Origin of the sequence: Cupriavidus pauculus, from assembly GCF_008693385.1 — a bacterium.
Lineage (GTDB): Bacteria > Pseudomonadota > Gammaproteobacteria > Burkholderiales > Burkholderiaceae > Cupriavidus > Cupriavidus pauculus_D.
This window is the reverse complement of sequence record NZ_CP044067.1, coordinates 2,409,262-2,429,910: the sequence shown is the minus strand read 5'-3', so window position 1 is coordinate 2,429,910 and position 20,649 is coordinate 2,409,262. Positions and strand designations below refer to the sequence as shown.

Sequence of the window (20,649 nt, the reverse complement as noted above, 5' to 3'; positions counted from 1 at the left end):
ATCGGTCGCCGGTATCAACCGCCGAACTTCCGCGTGGCATCGCGGGCCAGACCCGAGCCGATGCCACCGAACAGATCTCCCTCCACGCGCCGCGCATGCGGCAGCAGATGCGACAGCCGCTCGCGCAGCATCGGCACGCTGCTGGAGCCGCCCGTGAACAGGATGGTGTCCACCTTGTCGCCGCCCACGCCGGCGTCGGCCAGCATATTGCGCACGGAGGTCTCCGTCTTCGTCACGAGCTTGTGGATCGACTGGTCGAAGTCGTCGCGCGTGATCGACAGCACGAGGTCCGGCGCGATGCGGCCCAGATCCACACTCGCCTCCTCGGTGTCCGACAGCGCGATCTTTGCCGCCTCCACCTGGATCGCCAGCCAGTGGCCCGCGCGCTCCTTGATCAGCCGGATCAGGCGGTCGAGCTTCTCGGTATCGGCCGCGTCGCGATAGTTGTCCATCACCACCGACCACGCCTTGCGCGTGTAGACCAGATTGATCGTGTGCCAGCTCGCGAGGTCGAAGTACTGGCTCGACGGCATTTCCTTGCCATTGCGCAGCGTGCTGCCGAGCCCGAGCAGCGGCATGGCACTGGCCAGGCTCAGCGCGCGGTCGAAGTCGGTTCCGCCGATATGCACGCCGCCGTTGGCGAGGATGTCCTCATGGCGGTCGAGCCGTTTCGCGCGCTCCGGCGACAGCCGCACGAGCGAGAAGTCGGACGTACCGCCCCCGATATCGGCGACCAGCACGAGTTCTTCATGCGAGATGCCCGCCTCGTAGTCGAATGCGGCGGCAATCGGCTCGTACTGGAACGCGATGTCCTTGAAACCCGCCTTGCGCGCGATGTCCGCGAGCGTGTCCTCGGCCAGCTTGTCCGCGACGGGATCCTCGTCGATGAAGTACACGGGCCGGCCCAGCACGGCCTGGGTGAACGTCGTGCCCGCGGCGGCCTCGCCACGGCGCTTGAGTTCGCCGATGAAGTGCGCGAGCAGGTCGCGGAACGGCATCGCGCGGCCCATGACCTCGGTGCTGTCGTCCATCATCGATGTGCCGAGCAGGCTCTTGAGCGAGCGCATGAGCCGCCCTTCGTACCCGGCGAGATAGTCCGACAGTGCCGCGCGGCCGTAGGCGACGAGAGGATCCTCGGCGTGAAAGAAGATCACCGAAGGCAGCGTGGACTTGCCGTCCTCGAGCGGCAGCAATACCGGATGACCGGGGCGCAACCAGCCCATCGTGGAGTTGGAGGTGCCGAAGTCGAGGCCGCAGGCGTGAGACATGACGGAATGCCGAATGGGATGGTTTGGGGCGCCATTGTAGTGGACGCGGATGGCGGTACGTGGGTAGCGCGCGCCGCTTGACACGGACTACCGTCGCTTCTATTCTGCGCTTGTTCTTTCTTTAAGATCGTTGTTCTATCTTACAGAATAACGAAAACAAAGTTCCGGAGACTATTCCATGCATTCCGCCCCGCGCCGCGCCGCCATGCGCCGGCTCACCGCCATCGCCGCCACCCTTGCCGTTCCGAGCCTGCTGACCCCGATCGCCTCGGCCATCGCCGCGGGCTATCCGACGCAGCCGATCCGGCTGGTCGTGCCGTTCCCGCCCGCGGGCGGCACCGACGTGCTGTCGCGCCTGGTGTTCGACAAGGTCGGCCCGGCCGCGCACTGGACCGTGGTGGTGGAGAACCGCGCGGGCGCGGGCGGCAATATCGGTCTGGATGCCGTGGCCAAGGCCAAGCCGGATGGCTACACGATCGGCATGGGCCAGACCGCGAACCTCGCGATCAACCCCACGCTGTATCCCAAGCTGCCGTTCGACCCGATCAAGGACTTCACGCCCGTGGTGCTCGTGTCCGCGCAGCCCGTCGTGCTGATCGTGAAACAGGACGCCCCGTACAAGACGCTGGCCGAATTCGTGACCGCGGCCAAGGCGAAGCAGACGTCGATGGCATCGGCCGGCACCGGCACGGTCGGCCATCTGACTGGCGAGATGTTCCAGCGCCGCGCGGGCTTCAAGGCGCTCCACGTCCCGTACAAGGGCGCCTCCCCCGCGCTGACCGACCTCATGGGCGGCCAGACCGATTTCTACTTCGCCACGCCGCCCATCGCGCTGCCGATGCTCAAGGCCGGCCGCCTGCGCGCGCTGGCGGTGACCTCGCCCAAGCGCCTGGCGCTGCTGCCGAACGTGCCGACCGTGGCCGAGCAGGGCTATGCCGGCTTTGCCGCGGAAGACTGGAAGGCGCTGGTCGCGCCGGCCGGTACGCCCGCCGACGTGGTGGCGCGCCTCAACGACGAAGTCAACAAGGCGCTCAAGCAGCCGGACACCATCGCGCGCATGCGCGAGGAAGGCAGCGAGCCGCGCGGCGGCACCGCGCAGGAGCTGGCCGCATTCATCAAGAGCGAGAACACCCGCTGGGGCGCCATCGTGCGCGAATCCGGCGCTCGCGTGGAGTAAGGAGGGTTTTCGATGCAGAAGCCGCTACGCAATATCCGCGTGCTGGACCTGACCAACGTGCTGGCCGGGCCGTTCTGCTGCCACCAGCTCGCGCACATGGGTGCGGAGGTCATCAAGGTGGAAACGCCGGGCACGGGCGACCTCGCGCGCCAGCTCGGCGCCGATGCCGAACTGAACAAGCGCCTGATGGGCGTGTCGTTCCTCGCGCAGAACCCGGGCAAGCGTTCGATCACGGTCAACTTCAAGCACGCCCAGGGCAAGGAAGTCTTCCGCAAGCTCGTACGCAGCGCGGACGTCGTGGTCGAGAATTTCCGGCCGGGCGTGATGACGCGCCTCGGGCTCGGCTACGAGGCACTGCGCAAGGAGAATCCGCGCCTGATCTATTGCGCGATCTCGGGCTTCGGCCAGGACGGTCCGCTGTCCGATCTGCCCGCGTACGACCAGATCATCCAGGGCATGTCCGGCGTAATGAGCATCACCGGCGATGCGGACACCGCGCCCTATCGCGTGGGATATCCGGTGTCGGACACCATCGGCGGCATCACGGCCGCGTTCTCGATCGCCGCGTCGCTGGCCGATCATGAACGCACCGAGGGCTACTTCCTCGACGTATCGATGCTCGAGGCCACGCTCGCAACGATGGGCTGGGTCGTGTCGAACCATCTGATCGCGGGCAAGAACCCGTCGCCGATGGGCAACGAGAACATGACCGCGAGCCCGTCGGGCACGTTCCATACGGGCAATGGCCTGCTCAATATCGCGGCCAACAAGCAGGAGCAGTTCGAGGCCGTGTGCCGCGTGATCGGACGCCCGGACCTCGCCGCCGATCCGCGTTTCGCCGAGCGTCAGGCGCGCCTGACCAATCGTGGCGCGCTCAAGCAGGCGCTCGAGGCCGAACTGGCGGCCAGGTCCGCCACCGAATGGTGGCAGTTGCTCAACGACGCGGGCGTGCCCGCGGGACCCGTGATGGACGTGCCCGACACGCTCGCCCATCCGCAGGTGCGCGATCGCGGCATGATCGGGCACTTTGCCGACGTGCCCGGCGTGGGCCGCGACATCCGGCTCGTGCGCACGGGATTCAAGGTCAACCACGAGGCGCCGTCGGTCGACACGCCCCCGCCGCAGCTGGGCGAGCATACGGACGAGATTCTCGCGCAGCTCGGCTACGACGCCACGGACATCGCATCGCTCAAGGAGGCACGCGCGGTATGACGACAGAACACGACAAGCCGGCCATGGACGCCGGCCAGCAGGCATCGCAGGACTGGTGGCGCACCGAGATCATCGACATGCGTCCCGGCGAGATCCGCTATCGCGGCTATCCCATCGAGCAACTGATCGGACGCGTGTCGTTCGCGCAGATGATCTGGCTGATGCTGCGCGGCGAACTGCCCGCGCGCCGCGAGGGCGAACTGCTGGACGCCGCGCTGATGGCGGCCGTCGATCATGGCCCGCAGGCCCCGAGCATCGCCATCGCGCGCATGGCGGCGACCTGCGGCGTGGGCCTCAACAATGCGATGGCTTCGGCGGTGAACGTGCTCGGCGACGTGCACGGCGGTGCGGGCGAGCAGGCGGTGGAGCTGTACCAGGACATCGCGCGGCGCATCGACGATGGCGCACCGCAGGAGGACGCGGTTGCGGCAGCGCTGCAGCACTATCGCGATCTGCACGGCAAGTTCGTGTCGGGCTTCGGCCATCGTTTCCACCCGCTCGACCCGCGCGCGCCGCGCCTGCTCGAACTCGTGGATGCGGCCGCGGCCGATGGCGTGGTGTCCGGGCGTTACGCGAAGATCGCGCGCGCGGTGGAAGCCGCGCTCGGTGCCGGACGCAGCAAGCCCATTCCGATGAATATCGATGGCGCCACCGCGGTGATCTATGCCGAGCTCGGCTTTCCGGCGCCGCTCGCGCGCGGACTGTTCTGCCTGTCGCGTTCGGTCGGCATCCTGTCCCATGCGTGGGAGCAAACCCAGCAGGGCGGCCGCAACAAGGGACCGATTCCGCGCCAGTTTCTGTGGACGTACGACGGCAAGCCGCAGCGCGACGTGGAAGTCTGAGCTACCGGATCTCCGGATAGCCGTCGATCGGCGTCAGCAGCACGTCGTAGGCTGGCAGATCGGGTTCCACGAAGCGATCGATGCAGACATCGTCGAGCAAGGCGCGATACCGGGGATTCTCGCCGGGCGCGCCGAGCGAAACCAGCTTGTCGACGAGCAACCGCCGGTCTTCCGCCGGCAGGCTTTCCGCGGCCACCAGCAGCGGGTTCGGCGTCCATGGCGTGGCGCCGACGGTCTGGATGCCCGCCAGCGCCGCCGGGTCATGGCGGCGCAGCAGGTCGAGGTAGAAGCCGTCCAGCGCGGTCACGTCGATCTGCCGCTGGCGCAGCGCATCGAGCGTGCGTGCCGGCGTGTCGAGCGGGCCGATCGAGGCACCGAACAGCGGTCCCCGCTCGCGCGCGAAGGGGGCCAGCGCGCGCCGGGCTGCCTGGTAGCCCGACTGCGAGTGCTCGGCCATCCAGCCGAACCGATGGCCGAACGTATCGTCAAGCGTGTGCCAGCCCGATTCCGCGCGCACGAGAAATTCCGAGCGATAACGCGCGTGCCCGCGCAGCACGGGTGCGACGAGCGGCACCACGGGCGCCGCCCCCCGCACGAACGGCAACCCGCACATGAATCCGCACACGAGGTCCCGCCGCTGCCAGAGATCGGTCAGCGGCGCGGGCCATGCATGCGGAATGACCTCCACGGGCCAGCGCAGGTCCTCGAATACCTGCACGAACAGCGCCTGCCACGCGGCCGCGACCGCGGGCGTGGCGTTGTACATACGGAACGATGCAATGCCGCTGGCCATGCCGGGTCCTCGCTGTCGTCGTCAGGCGAAGCGCAGCGACTGGCCGATGCCGAGCGCGCGCGCCTTGGTCAGCATCGCATGGCCCAGCGCGATATCGGTCGTCGACAGGCCGCGATGCCAGAACAGGATCGTCTCGTCGTCGCGCTCGCGGCCGGGCTTCATGCCGGCGACGATCTGACCGAGTTCCGCATGCAGGTTCTCCTCGTTGAGGCGTCCGCTGTCCACATGCTGGCGCAGCGCGCCGAACGGCAGGCCCTTGCGGCACTGACCCCAGTCATCGACGACCATCTTGCTCATGATGTCCGTCAGCGACAGTTCCACCGCGCTCATGGTGCCGTACGGAATGACGAGCGCACCGGGCTTGATCCATTCGGTCAGCAGCATCGGCGTCGGCGCGGGCAGGCGCGAGGCCTCCACGACGATATCGGCGCCGCGCACGCACGATTCCCAGTCCGTGGTCACGATCACCGGCTTGCCGAGGTCGCGCGTGAGCCGCGCCGCGAACGCGTCCCGGCTCTCCGGGCGGCGCGAGTGCACGCGAATCTCGTCGAAATCGAAGATCGAGTCGAGCAGCCGGACGTTCCAGTAGGACGTACCGCGCGCGCCGATATGCGCAAGCACCTTGCTGTTCTTGCGCGCCAGATGGCGGGCGCCGAGCGCGGTCACCGCGCCGGTGCGCATATCGGTAATCGCCGTGGCGTCGATCATCGCGAGCGGCACGCCGTTGTCGGGATCGAACAGGTTGAGGATGGCCATCTCCGACGGCAGCCCCTGCTTGTAGTTGTCCACATAGTCCGACACCACCTTCACGCCGGCCACGTGCAGCGGGCGGATATAGCCGCGCAGCACGTTGAAGTGGCCCTTGTCGGACGACTCGGGCACAAGGTGCACGCGAGGCTCGATGACGGTCTCGCGGCGGCCCTGCGCGGCCAGCGCGGATTCCACGGCGGCGAGGATCTCGGCATCGGTCAGGGCCAGCTTTGCCACGTCCGGACCGTTGAGGTAGGTCAGGTGAATCTGCTTCTCTTCCACTTGGGGGTCTCCTTACTGCAGGGGCGGAATATTGGCGCGATGCACGATCGCGCGCCATTTGAGCGTCTCGCTCGAGATCTGCGTGCCGAAGGCCTGCGGCGTGCTGCCCACGGGCTCGAGGCCCAGGCCGTCGAGTTTCTCGCGCACGTCGGGCTGGCGCAGCACGGCGGCCACGTCGGTCTGCCATTTGCGCACGATCGCGTCGGGCGTGCCCTTCGGCGCGACGAGCCCGTACCACGAGGTGACATCGAAGCCCGGGTAGCCGGACTCCGCCACCGTCGGCACGTTGGGCAGCTGCGGCAGGCGGCGCGGACCGGCGATGGCGATCGGCACGAGCTTGCCCGTGCGGATATGCTGCAGCACGGTCGAAATGCCGCCGAACATCATCTGCACCTGTCCGCCGAGCACGTCGTTGAGCGCGGTGGCCATGCCGTTGTACGGCACGTGCACGGTCTTGATGCCCGCTTCGAGGTTCAGCAGTTCGCCGGCCAGATGCGCGCCGCTGCCGTTGCCGGGCGATGCGAAATTGAGCTCGCCCGGGTGCGCCTTCGCATAGCCCACGAGGTCCTTGAGCGTGCGCGCATGCACGGCCGGATTGACCACGAGCACGTTCGGCGAGGAAGCGAGCATCGTCACGGGCACGAGGTCGCGCACCTCGAAGCCCAGTTTCGGGAACAGGATCGGATTGACGGTCAGGTTGCCGGCGGGCGCAAGGCCCAGCGTGTAGCCGTCCGGCGCGGCGCGCGCGACCATCTCCATGCCGATGTTGCCGGCCGCGCCGGGCTTGTTATCGACGACGATCGACTTGCCCCACTGCTCCGACAGCTTCTGCCCCACGAGGCGCGGCAGGGCATCCGCCACGCCACCCGCCGCGAACGGCACGACGATGCGGACCGGTTTCGACGGATAGGCGGCGTTGTCCCCCTGCGCGCTGGCGCCGGACATTCCGGCCAGCATGGTCCCAGGCAGCATCAGCCATGCCGCCAACTTGTATGCAAATCGATTCACGCTAAAGCTCCCCGTGTAAGCGTTGTGGCCCGAATGTTAAGCAGCTTGTCTAACACTGTATAGACAGGTTTTCGCAAATCGAAAAGCGTTTTTCGCATAAGGCCGAAATGGCACCGGAATGGCGCGTCAGCGGCGCCCGCGTGACGTGCCGTGGTGCGGACTACACCGAGATGGGGAGGGGGTCGGGCTCGCGGAGCGGCAGCATGGTGTCGGTATCGGATGACGTTACCGGCACTTCGTCCATCACACGGGAGGCGATCACGAACTGGTCGCGGCCACGCTCCTTGGCGCTATAGAGCGCGCGGTCCGCTTCCGCGAAGAGTCCGCGCCAGATCACGTCGCGCGCGCCGGTCGCGGCACGGAGCTGGGCCACGCCGATACTGACGCTTGCGTAGCGCTCGCGGCCCGGCAGCGGGATCGCGCGCACCTTGCGCAGAATGCGGTTGGCCAGCGCCGTGGCCTGCAGTTCGTCCGTGTGCGGGCACAGGATGCAGAACTCCTCGCCGCCGTAGCGCGCGGCGATATCGGAGGCGCGGCGCGAATGGTCGAGCGCGGCGGCGATTTCGCGCAGGATGCCGTCACCCGCATCGTGGCCGAACGTATCGTTGACCTGCTTGAAGTGATCGACGTCGATCACGAGGCAGGACAACGCCTCGCCATCCCGCTGCCAGCGTGCAATCAGGCTGGCAGCCGACTGGTCGAGGGCGCCGCGGTTGAGCAGGCCCGTCAGCGCATCGACGCGGGCGCCGTTCTCGTTGAGGGCGATGATCTGCTCGGTGGCCATCATGCAGAAGCCGAACAGGCCGAGCAGGACGGCCATCATGGCGGCGATCATCGACAGCAGCGGCCAGGCCATGCCCGATGGCTGCATGAAGAACGGCGTCACGGCGGCGCCACCGCCCGAAATGGGGGAGGCGAACGAGGTCAGCGCCACGACCTGACCGGCCAGCAGCACCAGGTGCGAGACCATGACGACGGGGCCGCCAATGCCCGTGCGGCCGCGATCGCTGCGGAGCATGATCACGATGGTGCTGAACGACACCATGGCGAGGACACCATAGGCCAGCGCGTGGACGAGCAGCCGGGCGTCGGACAGGCCGGTGGCGATGACCAGCAGCGTCACCACGACGAGGCCGAACAGGCGCAGGGGGACGGTATGCGGCGGCAAGCCGTAGAACGTGCGCACGCCGCGGTAGATCGTCAGGCGGCCGAGGATGTAGCAGCCGGCGCCCAGGGCGCTCAGCTGGAGGGCGCCGGGGGGCGGGATCCCGTGTTGCGGATAACCGGGGTGCAGCAGGTCGTAGCCCGCCGTGCATGCCACCACGAGCAGCCCGGCGGCGGACGCGACCACATGGCCGAGCGCCCATTGGCGTCCCGCTTCGCTGGCGCGCAGGGCGACGACCAGCCCTGCCGACATCAGCAGCGTGCTGGAGAACACCACCATCATGACGACGACGATCGTCTGCTGGGCCAGTTGCACGGGTTTCCTCGATCAGACGGCGCGCGAAAACGCGAATCATAACGGCGCAGTCTTAGGGCAGGCACCCCCGACAAGGGGTGCATTCGCATGCAAGCAACGGATGGATTGGCCATCGCCCCCGATCGGACGCGGGGAGACCCTCTCGACGGGAAGAGAAAACCGTCAGTCCTTGGACGAACCTTCGGTCAGCGGCGTCTCGGTCGCCGGCGCAAAGTCCGGAAAGGTGCCGCCCAGCGCCTTCGTCAGCTGCCGCGCGGCATCGAGGACCTGGTCGCGGAAGGTCACGGAGAAGCGTGGCGTGGGGCACGTCAGCGTCAAGGCCCCGCGCAGGTCGCCCGCCGGGCCGAAGACCGGTGACGATACCCCGGCGATATCGGGACTGCGGTCGCCGACCAGCGCGATCACGCCTTCGTCGCGAATCCGCTGGTAGATCTCTCCGCGCGCGCCCGCAAACGCGCGCAACACGCGCCCGCCCGCGCCACGGTTACGCGGCAGCACATCGCCCGCACGGATATGGTCGCGCACGGGCTGCGGGGAATCCACGCGGTACAGGCAGAGCCGATGCTCCCCCTGCTCGATATGGAACGCCGCGGACTCCCGCGTCACCTGCACGAGCTGCCGCAGCGCCGGCACGACCACGGCCTCGAGCGAGAACGACGCCGCATACACGGCATTGAGCCGCGCCACTTCGGGCCCGAGCCCATAGCGGCCGTCGGGCAGCCGCTGCACCAGCCGCGCGTGTTCCAGCGACGCCAGCAGCCGCAACAGCGTGCTCTTGTACAGCCCGCTGCGCACCGCCAGCTCGGCCAGGCCAAGCGCACTGTCGCCCTCGCGAAACACCGACAGGACGAACAGCGCCCGGTCCACGGCGACAGCGCCCCCTTCCGCGGCATGCTTGTCGGCTTCGGAGAGTTGGGCGGCTTTACGTGGCATTGGCGTTGGATGTCAGTACCGGCTTCACCGGAGGCGCACGCCGGAAGCGGCTTGCGCGGCATGTTGGAACGTTTGACCACCGTATAGAACGGTGTGTGCCTTGTCAATCGCAAGCGGCCGCTGGCACGACATGTGCATCATGCGTCGCAAGGGCAGCCATCGACCATTCCCGGTATGATTACTGCTTTACGGGTTTTCCCTAGTTCAACTGTCAGCAGGCCCTGCCGCAGCGCCCTCCCGCCGTAGCGCCCCTCTTTCCCCGATGACCGCCCCCTCTCCTTCACTGGACGCCGCGCACGACTATCCCGGCGATGACCGTGTGTTGCGCCGCATCCTCAGCGTCGTAGCATTCAATTTCGTAGCGTACCTCGCGGTCGGCCTGCCGCTGGCCGTGATTCCCGGCTTCGTGCACGACCACCTCGGCTACAGCGCCGTCGTCGCCGGCCTGTCGATCAGCATCCAGTATCTGGCCACGCTGCTGTCGCGCCCCTGGGCCGGCACGCTCTGCGACGTGCAGGGGCCGAAGCGCTCGGTGCTGACGGGCCTGGCCCTGTGCGTCGCCAGCGGCGCGCTGACGCTGGCGGCGGCACTGTGCGGCGGCACCGCATGGCTGGGCCTCACGGTGCTGTTTGCCGCGCGCCTCGTGCTCGGCGCCGGCGAGAGCCTCGTCACCACGGGCACGATCGCCTGGGGCATCGGCAGCGCGGGCTCGCGCCACACGGGCAAGGTCATTTCCTGGAATGGCATGACGACCTACGGCGCCCTTGCCGCGGGCGCCCCGCTCGGCGTGGTCCTCGCGGACTTCGGCGGCCTCGCGTCGATCGGTGCCGTGACCGTGCTGATTACCGCGATCGCGCTGCTGCTTGCGCGCCGCAAGTCGCCGTCCGCGATCGTCAAGGGCGAACGCCTGCCGTTCCGCCGCGTGTTCCGCGCGATGACGCCGTTCGGGTTCTGCCTCGCGCTGGGCTCGGTCGGCTTCGGATCGATCACCGCCTTCATCACGCTGTATTACGGCAGCCGCGGCTGGGATCACGCGGCCTTCGCGCTGACGTCGCTCGGCACCTGCTTTATCCTCTCGCGCCTGCTGCTCGCCGACAGTATCAACCGCTTCGGCGGCTATACCGTGGCCATCGCGTCGTTCGCGGTGGAAGCGGCCGGCCTGGCCATGCTGTGGCTCGCCCAGTCGCCCTGGCAGGCGCTCGCGGGCGCCGCGGTCACGGGCTTCGGCTTCTCGCTCGTGTTCCCGTCGCTCGGCATGGAAGCGGTCAAGCGCGTGCCGCAGACCAACCGCGGCTCCGCGCTCGGCGCCTATTCGCTGTTTCTCGATTTCGCGCTGGGCCTGACGGGCCCGCTGGCCGGCCTCGTGGTGAAGCATGCCGGCTATGCGCCGGTGTACCTGTGCGCGTCGCTATGCGCGATCGCCGCGCTCGTGATGAGCCGCGTGATCGCGGTGCGCTACGGTCAGGACGAGCGCTCGCAGCAGTACGCCTCGGTGCGGTAAGGGAACGACACGATGTCCTGGCCCGCGAGGGCCGGGTGGTGCGCGATCACGTCGTGCAGCTGCGCGCGCACGGCATCCTGTTGCGCGGGCTGCAGCGACGCGATAAAGCTCACCGACATCACGCGGTCCACGATCACCTGCTCCGGCGCGCCCGTATGCGAATACGGCAGGCTCGTCAGCGCGAGCGGGCCGAAGCCATCCGCCGGGAACACCTTGCGCCAGTCGCCGCGATGAAAGCGCGGCGCATCGCCCTCGAACGGCTTCATGATGTCCGTGAGCCGGGCCACCCAATCCACCGATTCGTCGCGCACGTTCCAGACGAGGCCGAGCCGGCCGCCGGGACGCAGCACGCGGCGGATCTCGCGCATCGCGGCCGTGTTGGCAAACCAGTGGAACGCCTGCGCGCAGACCACCGCATCGACGCTCGCATCGGGCAGCGGCATGGACTCCGCGGTGCCCGCCACGGCCTGCACGCCGGGCAATGCGCCGGAGAGCTGGTCGCGCATCTGCGCCACGGGCTCCACGGCAATGATGATCGCACCGGTCGGCTGGAGCAGCCGTGTGAACTTGCCGGTGCCGGCACCGAGGTCGACCACGGTGCGGCCGGCGGCGAGGCCTACGGTGTCACGCAGCCATTCGGCGATTTCCTTGGGATAGTCGGGGCGCCCGCGGGCATAGGTGTCGGCTTGACTCGAAAAACCCTGCGCGGCGGCGTGGTGGATGGCGGTCATGGGAATTGTCGTGAATCGTTATTGGGCAAACCGCCACGTACCATACTCCGCTCCCGTTGCAGGGACAAGACGCGGGGCGCGTCTCAGCCGTTCTGCATGCCCCAGCGCCGCACGGTCAGGCGCTCCAGCGAGGCAAACACGATGCCTTCGACCGCGAGCCCGATCAGGATGACGGTGGCGAGGCCCGCGAATACGCGGTCGGTATAGAGTTCGTTGCGGTTCTGGAAGATGTACCAGCCCAGGCCGCCCTTGCCCGACGACGCGCCGAACACGAGCTCCGCCGCGATCAGCGTGCGCCATGCGAACGCCCAGCCGATCTTGAGCCCGGACAGGATGGCCGGCAGTGCGGCCGGCACGAGGATCAGCACCACGTAACGCAGCCCGCGCAGACCGTAGTTGCGGCCCGCCATGCGCAGCGTCTCGGGCACGCCGCGGAAGCCCGCATAAGTATTGAGCGCGAGCGGCCACAGCACCGAATGGATCAGCACGAAGATCAGGCTGCCCTTGCCGAGGCCGAACCACAGCAGCGCGAGCGGCAGCAGCGCAATGGCCGGCAGCGGGTTGAACATCGCCGTGAGCGTGTCCAGCAGATCGCGGCCGATACGCGTCGAGACCGCGAGCGTGGTCAGCACGAACGCGAGCACGATGCCGGCAAGGTAACCCTGCAGCAGGACAGACAGCGATACCGCGGCCTTGCCCGGCAGCTCGCCGTTGGCGATGCCATCGACGAACGCGCGCGCGGTGGCACCGAACGTCGGCAGCAGCAGGTCGTTGTCCTGCACGCGCGCGATGACCTCCCACACGATCGCCAGCACGATCAGGATCAGCAGCTTGCGCAGCCAGCCTTGCCGCAGCACGCGGCTATGCCACGGCAACGGCCGTTCCACGGGTGCGGCCGTGAAGGGTTCGAGCCGGCGCTCGTATTCGGGACGGATGGTCAGCGTGTCGGACATGGTCAGTACGTGTGTTGAGCGCGCTGGGGATGCGAGCCCCCGGCATGCGTGGCGTGTTCGGGTTCCTCGAACAGCATCCGGTGGATGCGCTGCGCCGCGGACTGGAAATCGGCGCTGCCCTGGCTCGCCAGCGAAAACTGGTGGCTGTTGAGTTCCGCGCGCACACGGCCCGGATGCGGAGACAGCAGCAGGATGCGGCTACCCACGACGAGCGCTTCTTCGATCGAGTGCGTGACGAACAGCAGCGTGAATGCCGCGTCTTCCCAGAGCGCGAGCAGTTCCTCCTGCATGCGGCGGCGCGTCAGCGCGTCGAGCGCGGCGAACGGCTCGTCCATCAGCAACACCTTGGGTCGCATGGCCAGCGCGCGGGCGATTGCCACGCGCTGTTTCATGCCGCCCGACAGCGTATGCGGATAGGCATCGGCAAACCCCGCCAGGCCGACCTTGTCGAGGAAGTGCATCGCGCACTCGTCGGCCTCCGCGCGCGACAGGCCCCGTGCGCGCTGCAGCGGGAACATGACGTTCTGCCGCACGGTCTTCCACGGCGGCAACTGGTCGAACTCCTGGAACACGACGATGCGATCGGGGCCGGGCGCGCGCACGCGCTGGCCATCGAGGCGGATCTCGCCCTCGGCCGGCGGCACGAAGCCGGCCACGGCCTTGAGCAGCGTCGACTTGCCGCAGCCCGACGGCCCCAGCAGCACGAAGCGATCGGCGGCGTGCACGTCGAAACTCACACGGTGCGTGGCGCGTACCACGCGATCGGGCGTACGGTATTCGAGCGAGACGTTATCGACCTGCAGCAGGGGCAGCCCGCCCCCGACGACACGCAGGTCGGCGCGCTGATGTTCGTGCGTTGCCATGTTCAGCTCCCCTGTGCGGTGGCCGGGTCCGGGAAGAAATAGTCCTGCCACGACTTCGGCGCATTCTTGATGGCGCCCACGCGGTGCATGAACTCGGCCAGCGGGAACGTGTTCTGCGGCGTGACCTTGAACTGGACCTGCGGGTTCTTGAGAATCTTGACCAGCAGCGCGCGATCGATCTTCGCCTTGTTCACGCGAATATAGAGATCGGCGGCCGCTTCCGGCTGCTTCGTGGCGAAGTCCGCGGCTTCCGCCAGCGCATCGACGAACGCACGGTAGGTCTTCGGATTGTCGTTGCGGAATTTCTCGGTGGCATAGAGCACGGTGGCCGAACTCGGGCCGCCGAGCACGTCATACGAGTTGAGCACGATGCGCGCGTTCGGATTGCCGGCCAGTTCCTGCTCCTGGAACGGCGGGTTGCCGAAGTGGCCCGTGATCTCGGTCCCGCCCGCGATGATCGCGGCCGCGGCGTCCGGATGGGGCACCGCGACGGTCCACTTGTCCAGGCGGTTGAATTCCTTGTCGCCCCATTGCCTGGCCGCCGCGTACTGCAGCACGCGCGACTGCACCGACACGCCCACGGCCGGCAGCGCGATACGGTCCTTCTCCGTGAAGTCGGCAATCGACTTCACCTTCGGGTTGTTGCTGACGAGGTAGTAGGGAAAGTTGCCGAGCGAGGCCACGCCCTTGACGTTCTGCCGGCCATGCGTGCGGTCCCACAGCGTGAGCAGCGGGCCCACGCCGGCGCCGGCGATATCGATCGAACCCGACAGCAGCGCGTCGTTGACCGCGGAGCCACCGGAGAGCTGCGTCCATTCGACCTTGACGTCCACGCCCTGCTGCTTGCCGTGCTTCTCGATCAACTGCTGGTCGCGCGCAACGTTCAGCAGCAGATAGACCACGCCGAACTGCTCGGCGATACGGATGCGGCCTTCAGCGTGCGCATTGGCGGTCAGCGCGAGACCCGCGACGAGCATCGACACGGCCGCGCGGCGCGGCCAGCGGGAGGTGAACAGGGACATTCAGATGGCTCCGGTAGGGAAAGGAATTCAGAAAGGCAGATCGCCCTCGATCGTGGTGCGGTACATCACGCGACGCTCGGTATCGGGCGTGCCCGCGGCCAGATGCATGAGCGAGCGGTTGTCCCAGAACACGAGGTCATGCTCGCGCCATTGATGGCGGTAGACGAAATCGGGCTTCACGCTGTGCGCGAACAGTTCGTCGAGCAGCGCGCGGCTCTCGTCCTCCGGCAGGCCGACGATCTTCGTCGTGAAATGCTCGCTCACGAACAGCGCCTTGCGGCCCGTCTCCGGATGCGTGCGCACCACGGGCTGCAGCGCGGGCTTGACCTGCGCGATCTGCTCGGGCGACAGGTCCGGGCGCCATGGGCTGCGGCGTTGCAGTTCCTTGTATTTGGCCAGGTAGGTGTGCTCGGCTTTCAGGCCCTCCACCTTGCGCTGCAGGTCGGCGGGCAGCGCGTCCCATGCGGCGTGCATGTTGGCGAACAGCGTATCGCCGCCCTCGCGCGGCAATTCCCGCGCGTGCAGCAGCGAGCCGAGGCTCGGCTTCTCCTTGTACGAAAGATCGGAGTGCCAGAAGTGACCCGCGTCGCCAAGACCGATCGGCTTGCCGTTCTCGCGCACGTTCGACACGATCAGGATCTCGGGATGCCCCGCGAGCTGGAACTGGTGCAGCACGTGGATCTCGAGCGCGCCAAAACGGCGGCTGAACGCGATCTGCTCCGCCGGCGTGATGCGCTGGTCGCGGAACACCACGACGTGATGATCGAGATGCGCGCGATGGATGCGCCGGAAGTCTTCTTCCGCGATCGGTTGCGACAGATCGAGTCCGATCACTTCGGCGCCAAGCGCGGCATCGAGCGGGCGGATTTCGAAATCCTGGAGAACGGGGGGCAACGGCAGAGGTCATGGTGTCTTTTGCTCGGGGGAAAGCAGAGGGACCCACTGTAGACACCGCAGTGCGCGCGGACAACGAATCAAATCGCCGGGGCATATGCGCCAATCGCATATGGATCGTCGAACTGGCATATGCATATATGCATATGCAAATGCGGTTTCGTTCGTTCCGCGCGCCGAGGCCAGGCAATAGCCTGTGCGCTTGCCTACCCCTGACTCCCCATCATGACCATCAACGCCCATCGGCGCGCGCTGCTCGCGGCCGGCCTTGCCCTGCCGACACTGTCGGTCGCCAACCGATCGTTCGCCGCGGGCGAACAAGAAACGCTGCGGATCGGCTACCAGAAATCCTCGACGCTGATGATCTGGCTGAAGTCGCGCGAGACGCTCGAGAAAGCGCTCGCGCCGCTGAACGTCCGCGTGCAATGGCACGAGTTCACATCGGGCCTGCCGCTGCTCGAGTCGCTCAACGTCGGCAACCTCGACCTCACCGCCGATGTGGCCGATGCCGTGCCGCCGTTCGCGCTAGCGGCCGGGGCCAGCCTCACGTATTACGCGATCGAGACGCCGTCGCCGACCGCGCAGGCCGTGGTCGTGAAGCAGGACTCCGAGATTCGATCCATCGCGCAACTCAAGGGGCAACGCGTGGCGTTCGCCAAGGGCGCGGGCGCGCATTATCTGCTGCTCGAGGCGCTGGCCGAGGCAAAGCTCTCGCTGCGCGATATCGAGCCCGCGTACCTCACACCGGCGGACGCACGCGCGGCATTCGAGCGCGGCGCCGTGGCCGCGTGGGTCATCTGGGATCCGTTCCTTGCCGCGGTGCAGCGACAGGCCAACGCGCGCGTGCTGCGCGACGGCACCGGACTCGCGAGCTACCGGCGCTTCTATCTGGCGGCCACGCCGTATGCGAAACGCCGGCCGGACGTGCTGGCGAAGGTCTACGAGGAACTGCGCAGTGCCGGTACCTGGATCAAGCAGAATCCCGGACCGGCCGCGGCATGGAACGCGCCGCTGCTCGGCCTGGACGCCGCGACGGTCGAGGCCGCGAACGCGCGCCGGACTTATCAGGTACAGACCGTGGATGCCGCGTCGCTCACCGAGCAACAGCGCATTGCCGATGCCTTCGCCGCGCAGTCGATCCTGCCGCGCAAGGTCGCCGTGGCGCAGTCGCCGGTGTGGAAGCCGGCCTGACAGTAACTTTTTCCTTGCCAGTTCCTATACTGGATGGCGCCTCGCCCCTGCGAGCGCCATCCCGAACGGACAAGGAGACCCACCATGGCAATTCGATTAGGCGAGACGGCACCGGACTTCACCGCGGATACGACCGAAGGCAAGATCCAGTTCCACGAGTGGATCGGTGACGGCTGGGCGATCCTGTTCTCGCATCCGAAGGATTTCACACCGGTCTGCACGACCGAGCTCGGCTACATGGCCCGGCTCAAGCCAGAGTTCGACAAGCGCAACACGAAGATCATCGGTCTCTCGATCGATCCCGTCGATGATCACAATCGCTGGGTCAAGGACATCGAGGAGACGCAGGGCAGCAAGGTCAACTATCCGATGATCGGCGATGCGGACCTGCATATCGCCAAGCTCTACGACATGATCCATCCGGAGGCCGGTGGCGGTCCGCGTACGGCGGTGGACAACGCGACCATCCGCTCGGTGTTCATGATCGGCCCCGACAAGAAGGTCAAGGCGATGCTCGTCTATCCGATGAGCGCGGGGCGTAACTTCGATGAGGTATTGCGGCTGCTCGACTCGCTGCAGCTGAACGCGAAGCACACGGTCGCGACACCCGTCAACTGGAAGCCGGGCGACGACGTGATCATCCCGACTTCCGTCTCCGACGACGACGCGAAGAAGAAGTATCCACAGGGCTTCAAGACGCTCAAGCCGTACCTGCGCACCGTGGCCCAGCCGCGCTGAACGGCGCCGCAATCGTCTCGGCACCGCGCGATTCTATCCACAGACTTGGTGGATATCCTGCCTATTGACTTCCCTGCAAGCCGCGCCAGCTCTGGAAAGAGCTGGCGTGCCTAATTTCTGGGCAATTGACTCAGGGATGCCGTGCAAGCACACCACGGATGGTGTCGGCAAGATCTTTCGCGAGGAACTTCGACACGTACGCATCGGCACCGACCTTGCGCACGTGCTCCTCGCTGGCCTCGCCCGACAGCGACGAGTGAATGACCACCGGCAGCGACTTGAGCCGCGCGTCCGCCTTGATCTTGCGCGTCAGCGTGAAGCCATCCATCTCGGGCATCTCGAGGTCCGTGAGCACGAGCGCGATCTCGTCGCGCACGGTCTTGCCACGGCCCGCGGCACCTTCGGCGATGCTGCCGAGCAGGTCCCACGCTTCCTGGCCCGTCTTCGTCATCACCACTTCCACGCCCATGGCCTTGAGGCCGTTCTCGATGAGACCGCGCGCGAGCGCCGAGTCATCCGCGGCCAGCACCTTGGTGCCGGGGCGCAGTGTCAGTTGCGGACCCACCGTCGCCGGGTCCACATCGGGCTGGCGGGTCGGCAGCACGTCGCGCAGGATCTGCTCGACGTCGAGGACCTGCACGAGGCGCGGATTGTCGCCGCCCACGTCGAGCTTGGCAATGCTCGTGACGAGGCCGCCCTTCACGCTGGTCTCGGCCGAGACCACCTGGCTCCAGTCGAGCCGCACGATCTCTTCCACCGCTTCCACGGCGAACCCCTGCGTGGAGCGTGCGTACTCGGTCACGAGCATGATATTGAGACCGGTGACCGGCTTGCACGACAACAGCCGCGGCAGGTCGATGACCGGAATGACCTGCCCGCGAATGTCGGCCATGCCGAGAATCGCGGGTTCCGCGCCGACCACGGTGGTCACGCTCGGCATGACCAGGATCTCGCGGACCTTGAAGACATTGATGCCGAACAGTTCCGATTGCCCGCTGGTCTCCGCGTCGCCGAGTCGGAACAGCAACAACTCGAACTGGTTGTTGTTGGTTAGGTTGGTGCGCTCGTCGATTTCCCTCATCGCGCTGGTCATGCTGTGCTCCGCTCGCCTGGCTGTTGGTTGATATATGTACAAGGACTGCGATGCGTCTAACGGCGCGCGCGGCCGAATATTTAGCCAAGGTAAGTGGCCGCCACCCGGCGGCCGCACCGAGGGAAATCCCTGATGCCGCGCGAGACAGGCGGATACGTGGGTATTTCCGCCGCCCGATACCGCGCATGCCGGGATGATGATGCCGGCCCTCCCCGCCTTGACTAGCCTTGAGCCTCGCCGGATCCCGCCCGTCAGAGGCAGGGGCCGGCAAGCCGGCGCCAGCGCCGGCCACCGCCGAGGACAGAGACGCCCACACCTTTGCCCGATGCGCCGGGCGCATCGTCCTTGCACCGAGAAACGAACGAGACAGCACCGACGCCGGCTGTACGCGGCCACGCGCGGACCCTGCAAGGAGGCAGACATCACCATGATTGACCAGCCCTACGACCGACCGCTCATGTCGCCGGCGGCGGCGGACATCGACGGCGCGCATGCGCCCCCTCCCCAACGTATCGACCGGTATTTCCAGATTTCCGCGCGCGGCAGCACCGCGCGGCGCGAGGTCGTGGCCGGCATCACCACGTTCATGGCCATGGTCTACGCGGTCTTCGTGGTGCCGGGCATGCTCGGCAAGGCCGGGTTCGATACCAGCGCCGTGTTCGTGGCGGTATGCCTGACCACCGCCTTTGGATCGTTGCTGATGGGTCTTTGGGCGCGGCTGCCGATCGCCATCGGCTGCGCCATCTCGCTGACCGCGTTCATGGCCTTCGGCCTCGTGCTCGGCCAGCATCTGTCGCCTTCGGTCGCGCTGGGCGCGGTGTTCCTGATGGGTGTCGTGTTCACCGCCATCTCCGTCACGGGCGTACGCGCATGGATCCTGCGGAACCTCCCTGCCGGCGTGGCGCACGGGGCGGGCATCGGCATCGGCCTGTTCCTGTTGCTGATCGCCTCGAACGAGGTCGGGCTCGTGGTGAAGAATCCCGGCGCGGGACTGCCCGTCGCGCTTGGCCATATCACCGCGTTTCCGGTGCTGATGTCGGTGCTCGGCCTCGCGGCGATCTTCGGCCTCGAACGCCGGCGCGTGCCGGGCGGCATCCTGCTCGTGATCGTTGCGATCTCGGTGCTGGGGCTGATCTTCGATCCGGCCGTGAAATTCACGGGCGTATTCGCGCTGCCGTCGCTGTCGTCACCGGGCCACGCTTCGCTGATCGGGGCGATGGACGTGCGCGGCGCGCTGTCGGCGGCGGTACTGCCCAGCGTGCTCGCGCTCGTGATGACCGCGGTGTTCGATGCCACGGGCACGATCCGCGCCGTGGCGGGCCAGGCGGGCCAGCTCGACGCGAACGGCCGCATCCACAACGGCGGCCGGGCACTGACCGCGGACTCCGTGAGCTCGATCTTCTCGGCCATGTTCGGCGGCGCACCCGCGGCTGCCTATATCGAATCGACGGTCGGCGTGGCCGCCGGCGCGCGCACGGGCCTGGCCGCCGTCACGGTCGGCGCGCTGTTCCTCGCGGTGATGTTCTTCTCGCCGCTGGCGGCGCTGGTGCCGTCCTATGCCACGGCGCCCGCCCTGATGTACGTGGGCCTGCTGATGCTGTCCAGCGTCAGCCGCCTGCATATGGACGACCTCGTCGACGCGATGTCGGGACTGGTCTGCGCCGTATTCATCGTTCTGACTTGCAATATCGTCACCGGCATCATGCTCGGCTTTTGCACGCTCGTAATCGGCCGCATCGTCTCCGGGGAATGGAAAAAGCTCAATGTCGGCACCGTCGCCATCGCGATTGCACTCGCGGCGTTCTATGCCGGAGGATGGGCGATTTGATGGCGGGTTGAAGGGAGAGGGGAGAGAAAAGAGGAAAAGAGCCGGCGCAATGCCGGCTCTTTTTTTATGGCCGCGCCCCCGCGTATATGG

Annotated in this window: 18 protein-coding genes and 1 pseudogene; 7 read left to right on the top strand and 12 right to left on the bottom strand. The window is 67.2% G+C overall.

All coding sequences use genetic code 11. The annotated features are described in order from the left end of the window. Nucleotides 1–14 precede the first annotated feature (14 nt). Nucleotides 15–1,268, bottom strand: coding sequence for an Hsp70 family protein (locus FOB72_RS29120; protein ID WP_150376696.1), 1,254 nt, complete (start codon nucleotides 1,266–1,268; stop codon nucleotides 15–17). Nucleotides 1,269–1,446: 178 nt separating this feature from the next. Between FOB72_RS29120 and FOB72_RS29115 the strand changes: the two genes are divergently transcribed. From FOB72_RS29115 to FOB72_RS29105, 3 genes are read left to right on the top strand one after another with little or no spacing between them, the layout of a single operon-like run. Next, on the top strand, nucleotides 1,447–2,445 hold the full coding sequence (locus tag FOB72_RS29115) for a Bug family tripartite tricarboxylate transporter substrate binding protein (RefSeq protein ID WP_411859859.1): 999 nt from the start codon (nucleotides 1,447–1,449) through the stop codon (nucleotides 2,443–2,445). A gap of 12 nt (nucleotides 2,446–2,457) precedes the next feature. Continuing rightward, nucleotides 2,458–3,657 (top strand): CaiB/BaiF CoA transferase family protein, encoded by a 1,200-nt coding sequence (locus FOB72_RS29110; protein ID WP_150376694.1) that lies wholly within the window; start codon nucleotides 2,458–2,460, stop codon nucleotides 3,655–3,657. Then, nucleotides 3,654–4,499 (top strand): citryl-CoA lyase, encoded by an 846-nt coding sequence (locus FOB72_RS29105; protein ID WP_150376692.1) that lies wholly within the window; start codon nucleotides 3,654–3,656, stop codon nucleotides 4,497–4,499. Before FOB72_RS29110 ends, FOB72_RS29105 begins: the two co-directional genes overlap by 4 nt. Nucleotide 4,500: 1 nt before the next feature. On the opposite strand, the gene FOB72_RS29100 is transcribed toward FOB72_RS29105, so the two are convergent. The 5 genes from FOB72_RS29100 to FOB72_RS29080 form a co-directional block, all read right to left on the bottom strand. Next, nucleotides 4,501–5,292 (bottom strand): phosphate/phosphite/phosphonate ABC transporter substrate-binding protein, encoded by a 792-nt coding sequence (locus FOB72_RS29100; RefSeq protein ID WP_150376690.1) that lies wholly within the window; start codon nucleotides 5,290–5,292, stop codon nucleotides 4,501–4,503. A gap of 21 nt (nucleotides 5,293–5,313) precedes the next feature. Then, a complete protein-coding gene (locus FOB72_RS29095; protein WP_150376688.1) occupies nucleotides 5,314–6,324 on the bottom strand; it encodes an ornithine cyclodeaminase family protein in 1,011 nt (336 codons plus the stop codon). A gap of 12 nt (nucleotides 6,325–6,336) precedes the next feature. Then, nucleotides 6,337–7,332 carry a Bug family tripartite tricarboxylate transporter substrate binding protein gene (locus FOB72_RS29090; RefSeq protein ID WP_223851630.1) on the bottom strand — a complete coding sequence of 332 codons (996 nt, stop codon included), beginning with the start codon at nucleotides 7,330–7,332 and terminating at the stop codon, nucleotides 6,337–6,339. A gap of 160 nt (nucleotides 7,333–7,492) precedes the next feature. Further along, nucleotides 7,493–8,812, bottom strand: coding sequence for a sensor domain-containing diguanylate cyclase (locus FOB72_RS29085; RefSeq protein WP_150376686.1), 1,320 nt, complete (start codon nucleotides 8,810–8,812; stop codon nucleotides 7,493–7,495). 162 nt (nucleotides 8,813–8,974) lie between these two features. Next, a complete protein-coding gene (locus FOB72_RS29080; RefSeq protein WP_150376684.1) occupies nucleotides 8,975–9,745 on the bottom strand; it encodes an IclR family transcriptional regulator in 771 nt (256 codons plus the stop codon). Between the two features lie 262 nt (nucleotides 9,746–10,007). On the opposite strand from FOB72_RS29080, the gene FOB72_RS29075 reads away from it, so the two are divergent. Further along, nucleotides 10,008–11,246 carry an MFS transporter gene (locus FOB72_RS29075; RefSeq protein WP_150376682.1) on the top strand — a complete coding sequence of 413 codons (1,239 nt, stop codon included), beginning with the start codon at nucleotides 10,008–10,010 and terminating at the stop codon, nucleotides 11,244–11,246. Here the strand turns inward: FOB72_RS29075 and FOB72_RS29070 are convergent. The 5 genes from FOB72_RS29070 to FOB72_RS29050 form a co-directional block, all read right to left on the bottom strand. Further along, nucleotides 11,207–11,977, bottom strand: coding sequence for a class I SAM-dependent methyltransferase (locus FOB72_RS29070; protein ID WP_150376680.1), 771 nt, complete (start codon nucleotides 11,975–11,977; stop codon nucleotides 11,207–11,209). The genes FOB72_RS29075 and FOB72_RS29070 overlap by 40 nt on opposite strands. Nucleotides 11,978–12,060: 83 nt before the next feature. Beyond that, the gene (locus FOB72_RS29065) at nucleotides 12,061–12,930 is read right to left on the bottom strand and encodes an ABC transporter permease (protein ID WP_150376678.1); all 870 of its coding nucleotides are present in this window, start codon (nucleotides 12,928–12,930) and stop codon (nucleotides 12,061–12,063) included. 2 nt (nucleotides 12,931–12,932) lie between these two features. Next, the gene (locus tag FOB72_RS29060; RefSeq protein ID WP_150376676.1) at nucleotides 12,933–13,793 is read right to left on the bottom strand and encodes an ABC transporter ATP-binding protein; all 861 of its coding nucleotides are present in this window, start codon (nucleotides 13,791–13,793) and stop codon (nucleotides 12,933–12,935) included. 2 nt (nucleotides 13,794–13,795) lie between these two features. Further along, a complete protein-coding gene (locus tag FOB72_RS29055; protein ID WP_150376674.1) occupies nucleotides 13,796–14,815 on the bottom strand; it encodes an ABC transporter substrate-binding protein in 1,020 nt (339 codons plus the stop codon). Nucleotides 14,816–14,842: 27 nt separating this feature from the next. After that, entirely contained in the window at nucleotides 14,843–15,709 is an 867-nt protein-coding gene (locus FOB72_RS29050) for a TauD/TfdA dioxygenase family protein (protein ID WP_223851629.1), read from the bottom strand. 225 nt (nucleotides 15,710–15,934) lie between these two features. Between FOB72_RS29050 and FOB72_RS29045 the strand changes: the two genes are divergently transcribed. Both FOB72_RS29045 and FOB72_RS29040 read left to right on the top strand, forming a co-directional pair. Continuing rightward, nucleotides 15,935–16,900 carry an aliphatic sulfonate ABC transporter substrate-binding protein gene (locus tag FOB72_RS29045; RefSeq protein WP_150376670.1) on the top strand — a complete coding sequence of 322 codons (966 nt, stop codon included), beginning with the start codon at nucleotides 15,935–15,937 and terminating at the stop codon, nucleotides 16,898–16,900. An 84-nt stretch (nucleotides 16,901–16,984) separates the two neighbouring features. Next, nucleotides 16,985–17,638, top strand: coding sequence for a peroxiredoxin (locus FOB72_RS29040; RefSeq protein WP_150376668.1), 654 nt, complete (start codon nucleotides 16,985–16,987; stop codon nucleotides 17,636–17,638). A 130-nt stretch (nucleotides 17,639–17,768) separates the two neighbouring features. On the opposite strand, the gene FOB72_RS29035 is transcribed toward FOB72_RS29040, so the two are convergent. Continuing rightward, the gene (locus FOB72_RS29035; RefSeq protein WP_150376666.1) at nucleotides 17,769–18,731 is read right to left on the bottom strand and encodes a chemotaxis protein; all 963 of its coding nucleotides are present in this window, start codon (nucleotides 18,729–18,731) and stop codon (nucleotides 17,769–17,771) included. Nucleotides 18,732–19,242: 511 nt separating this feature from the next. Between FOB72_RS29035 and FOB72_RS29030 the strand changes: the two are divergent. Continuing rightward, a pseudogene (locus FOB72_RS29030) lies at nucleotides 19,243–20,559 on the top strand (NCS2 family permease); the annotation flags it as partial. Between the last annotated feature and the right edge of the window lie 90 nt (nucleotides 20,560–20,649).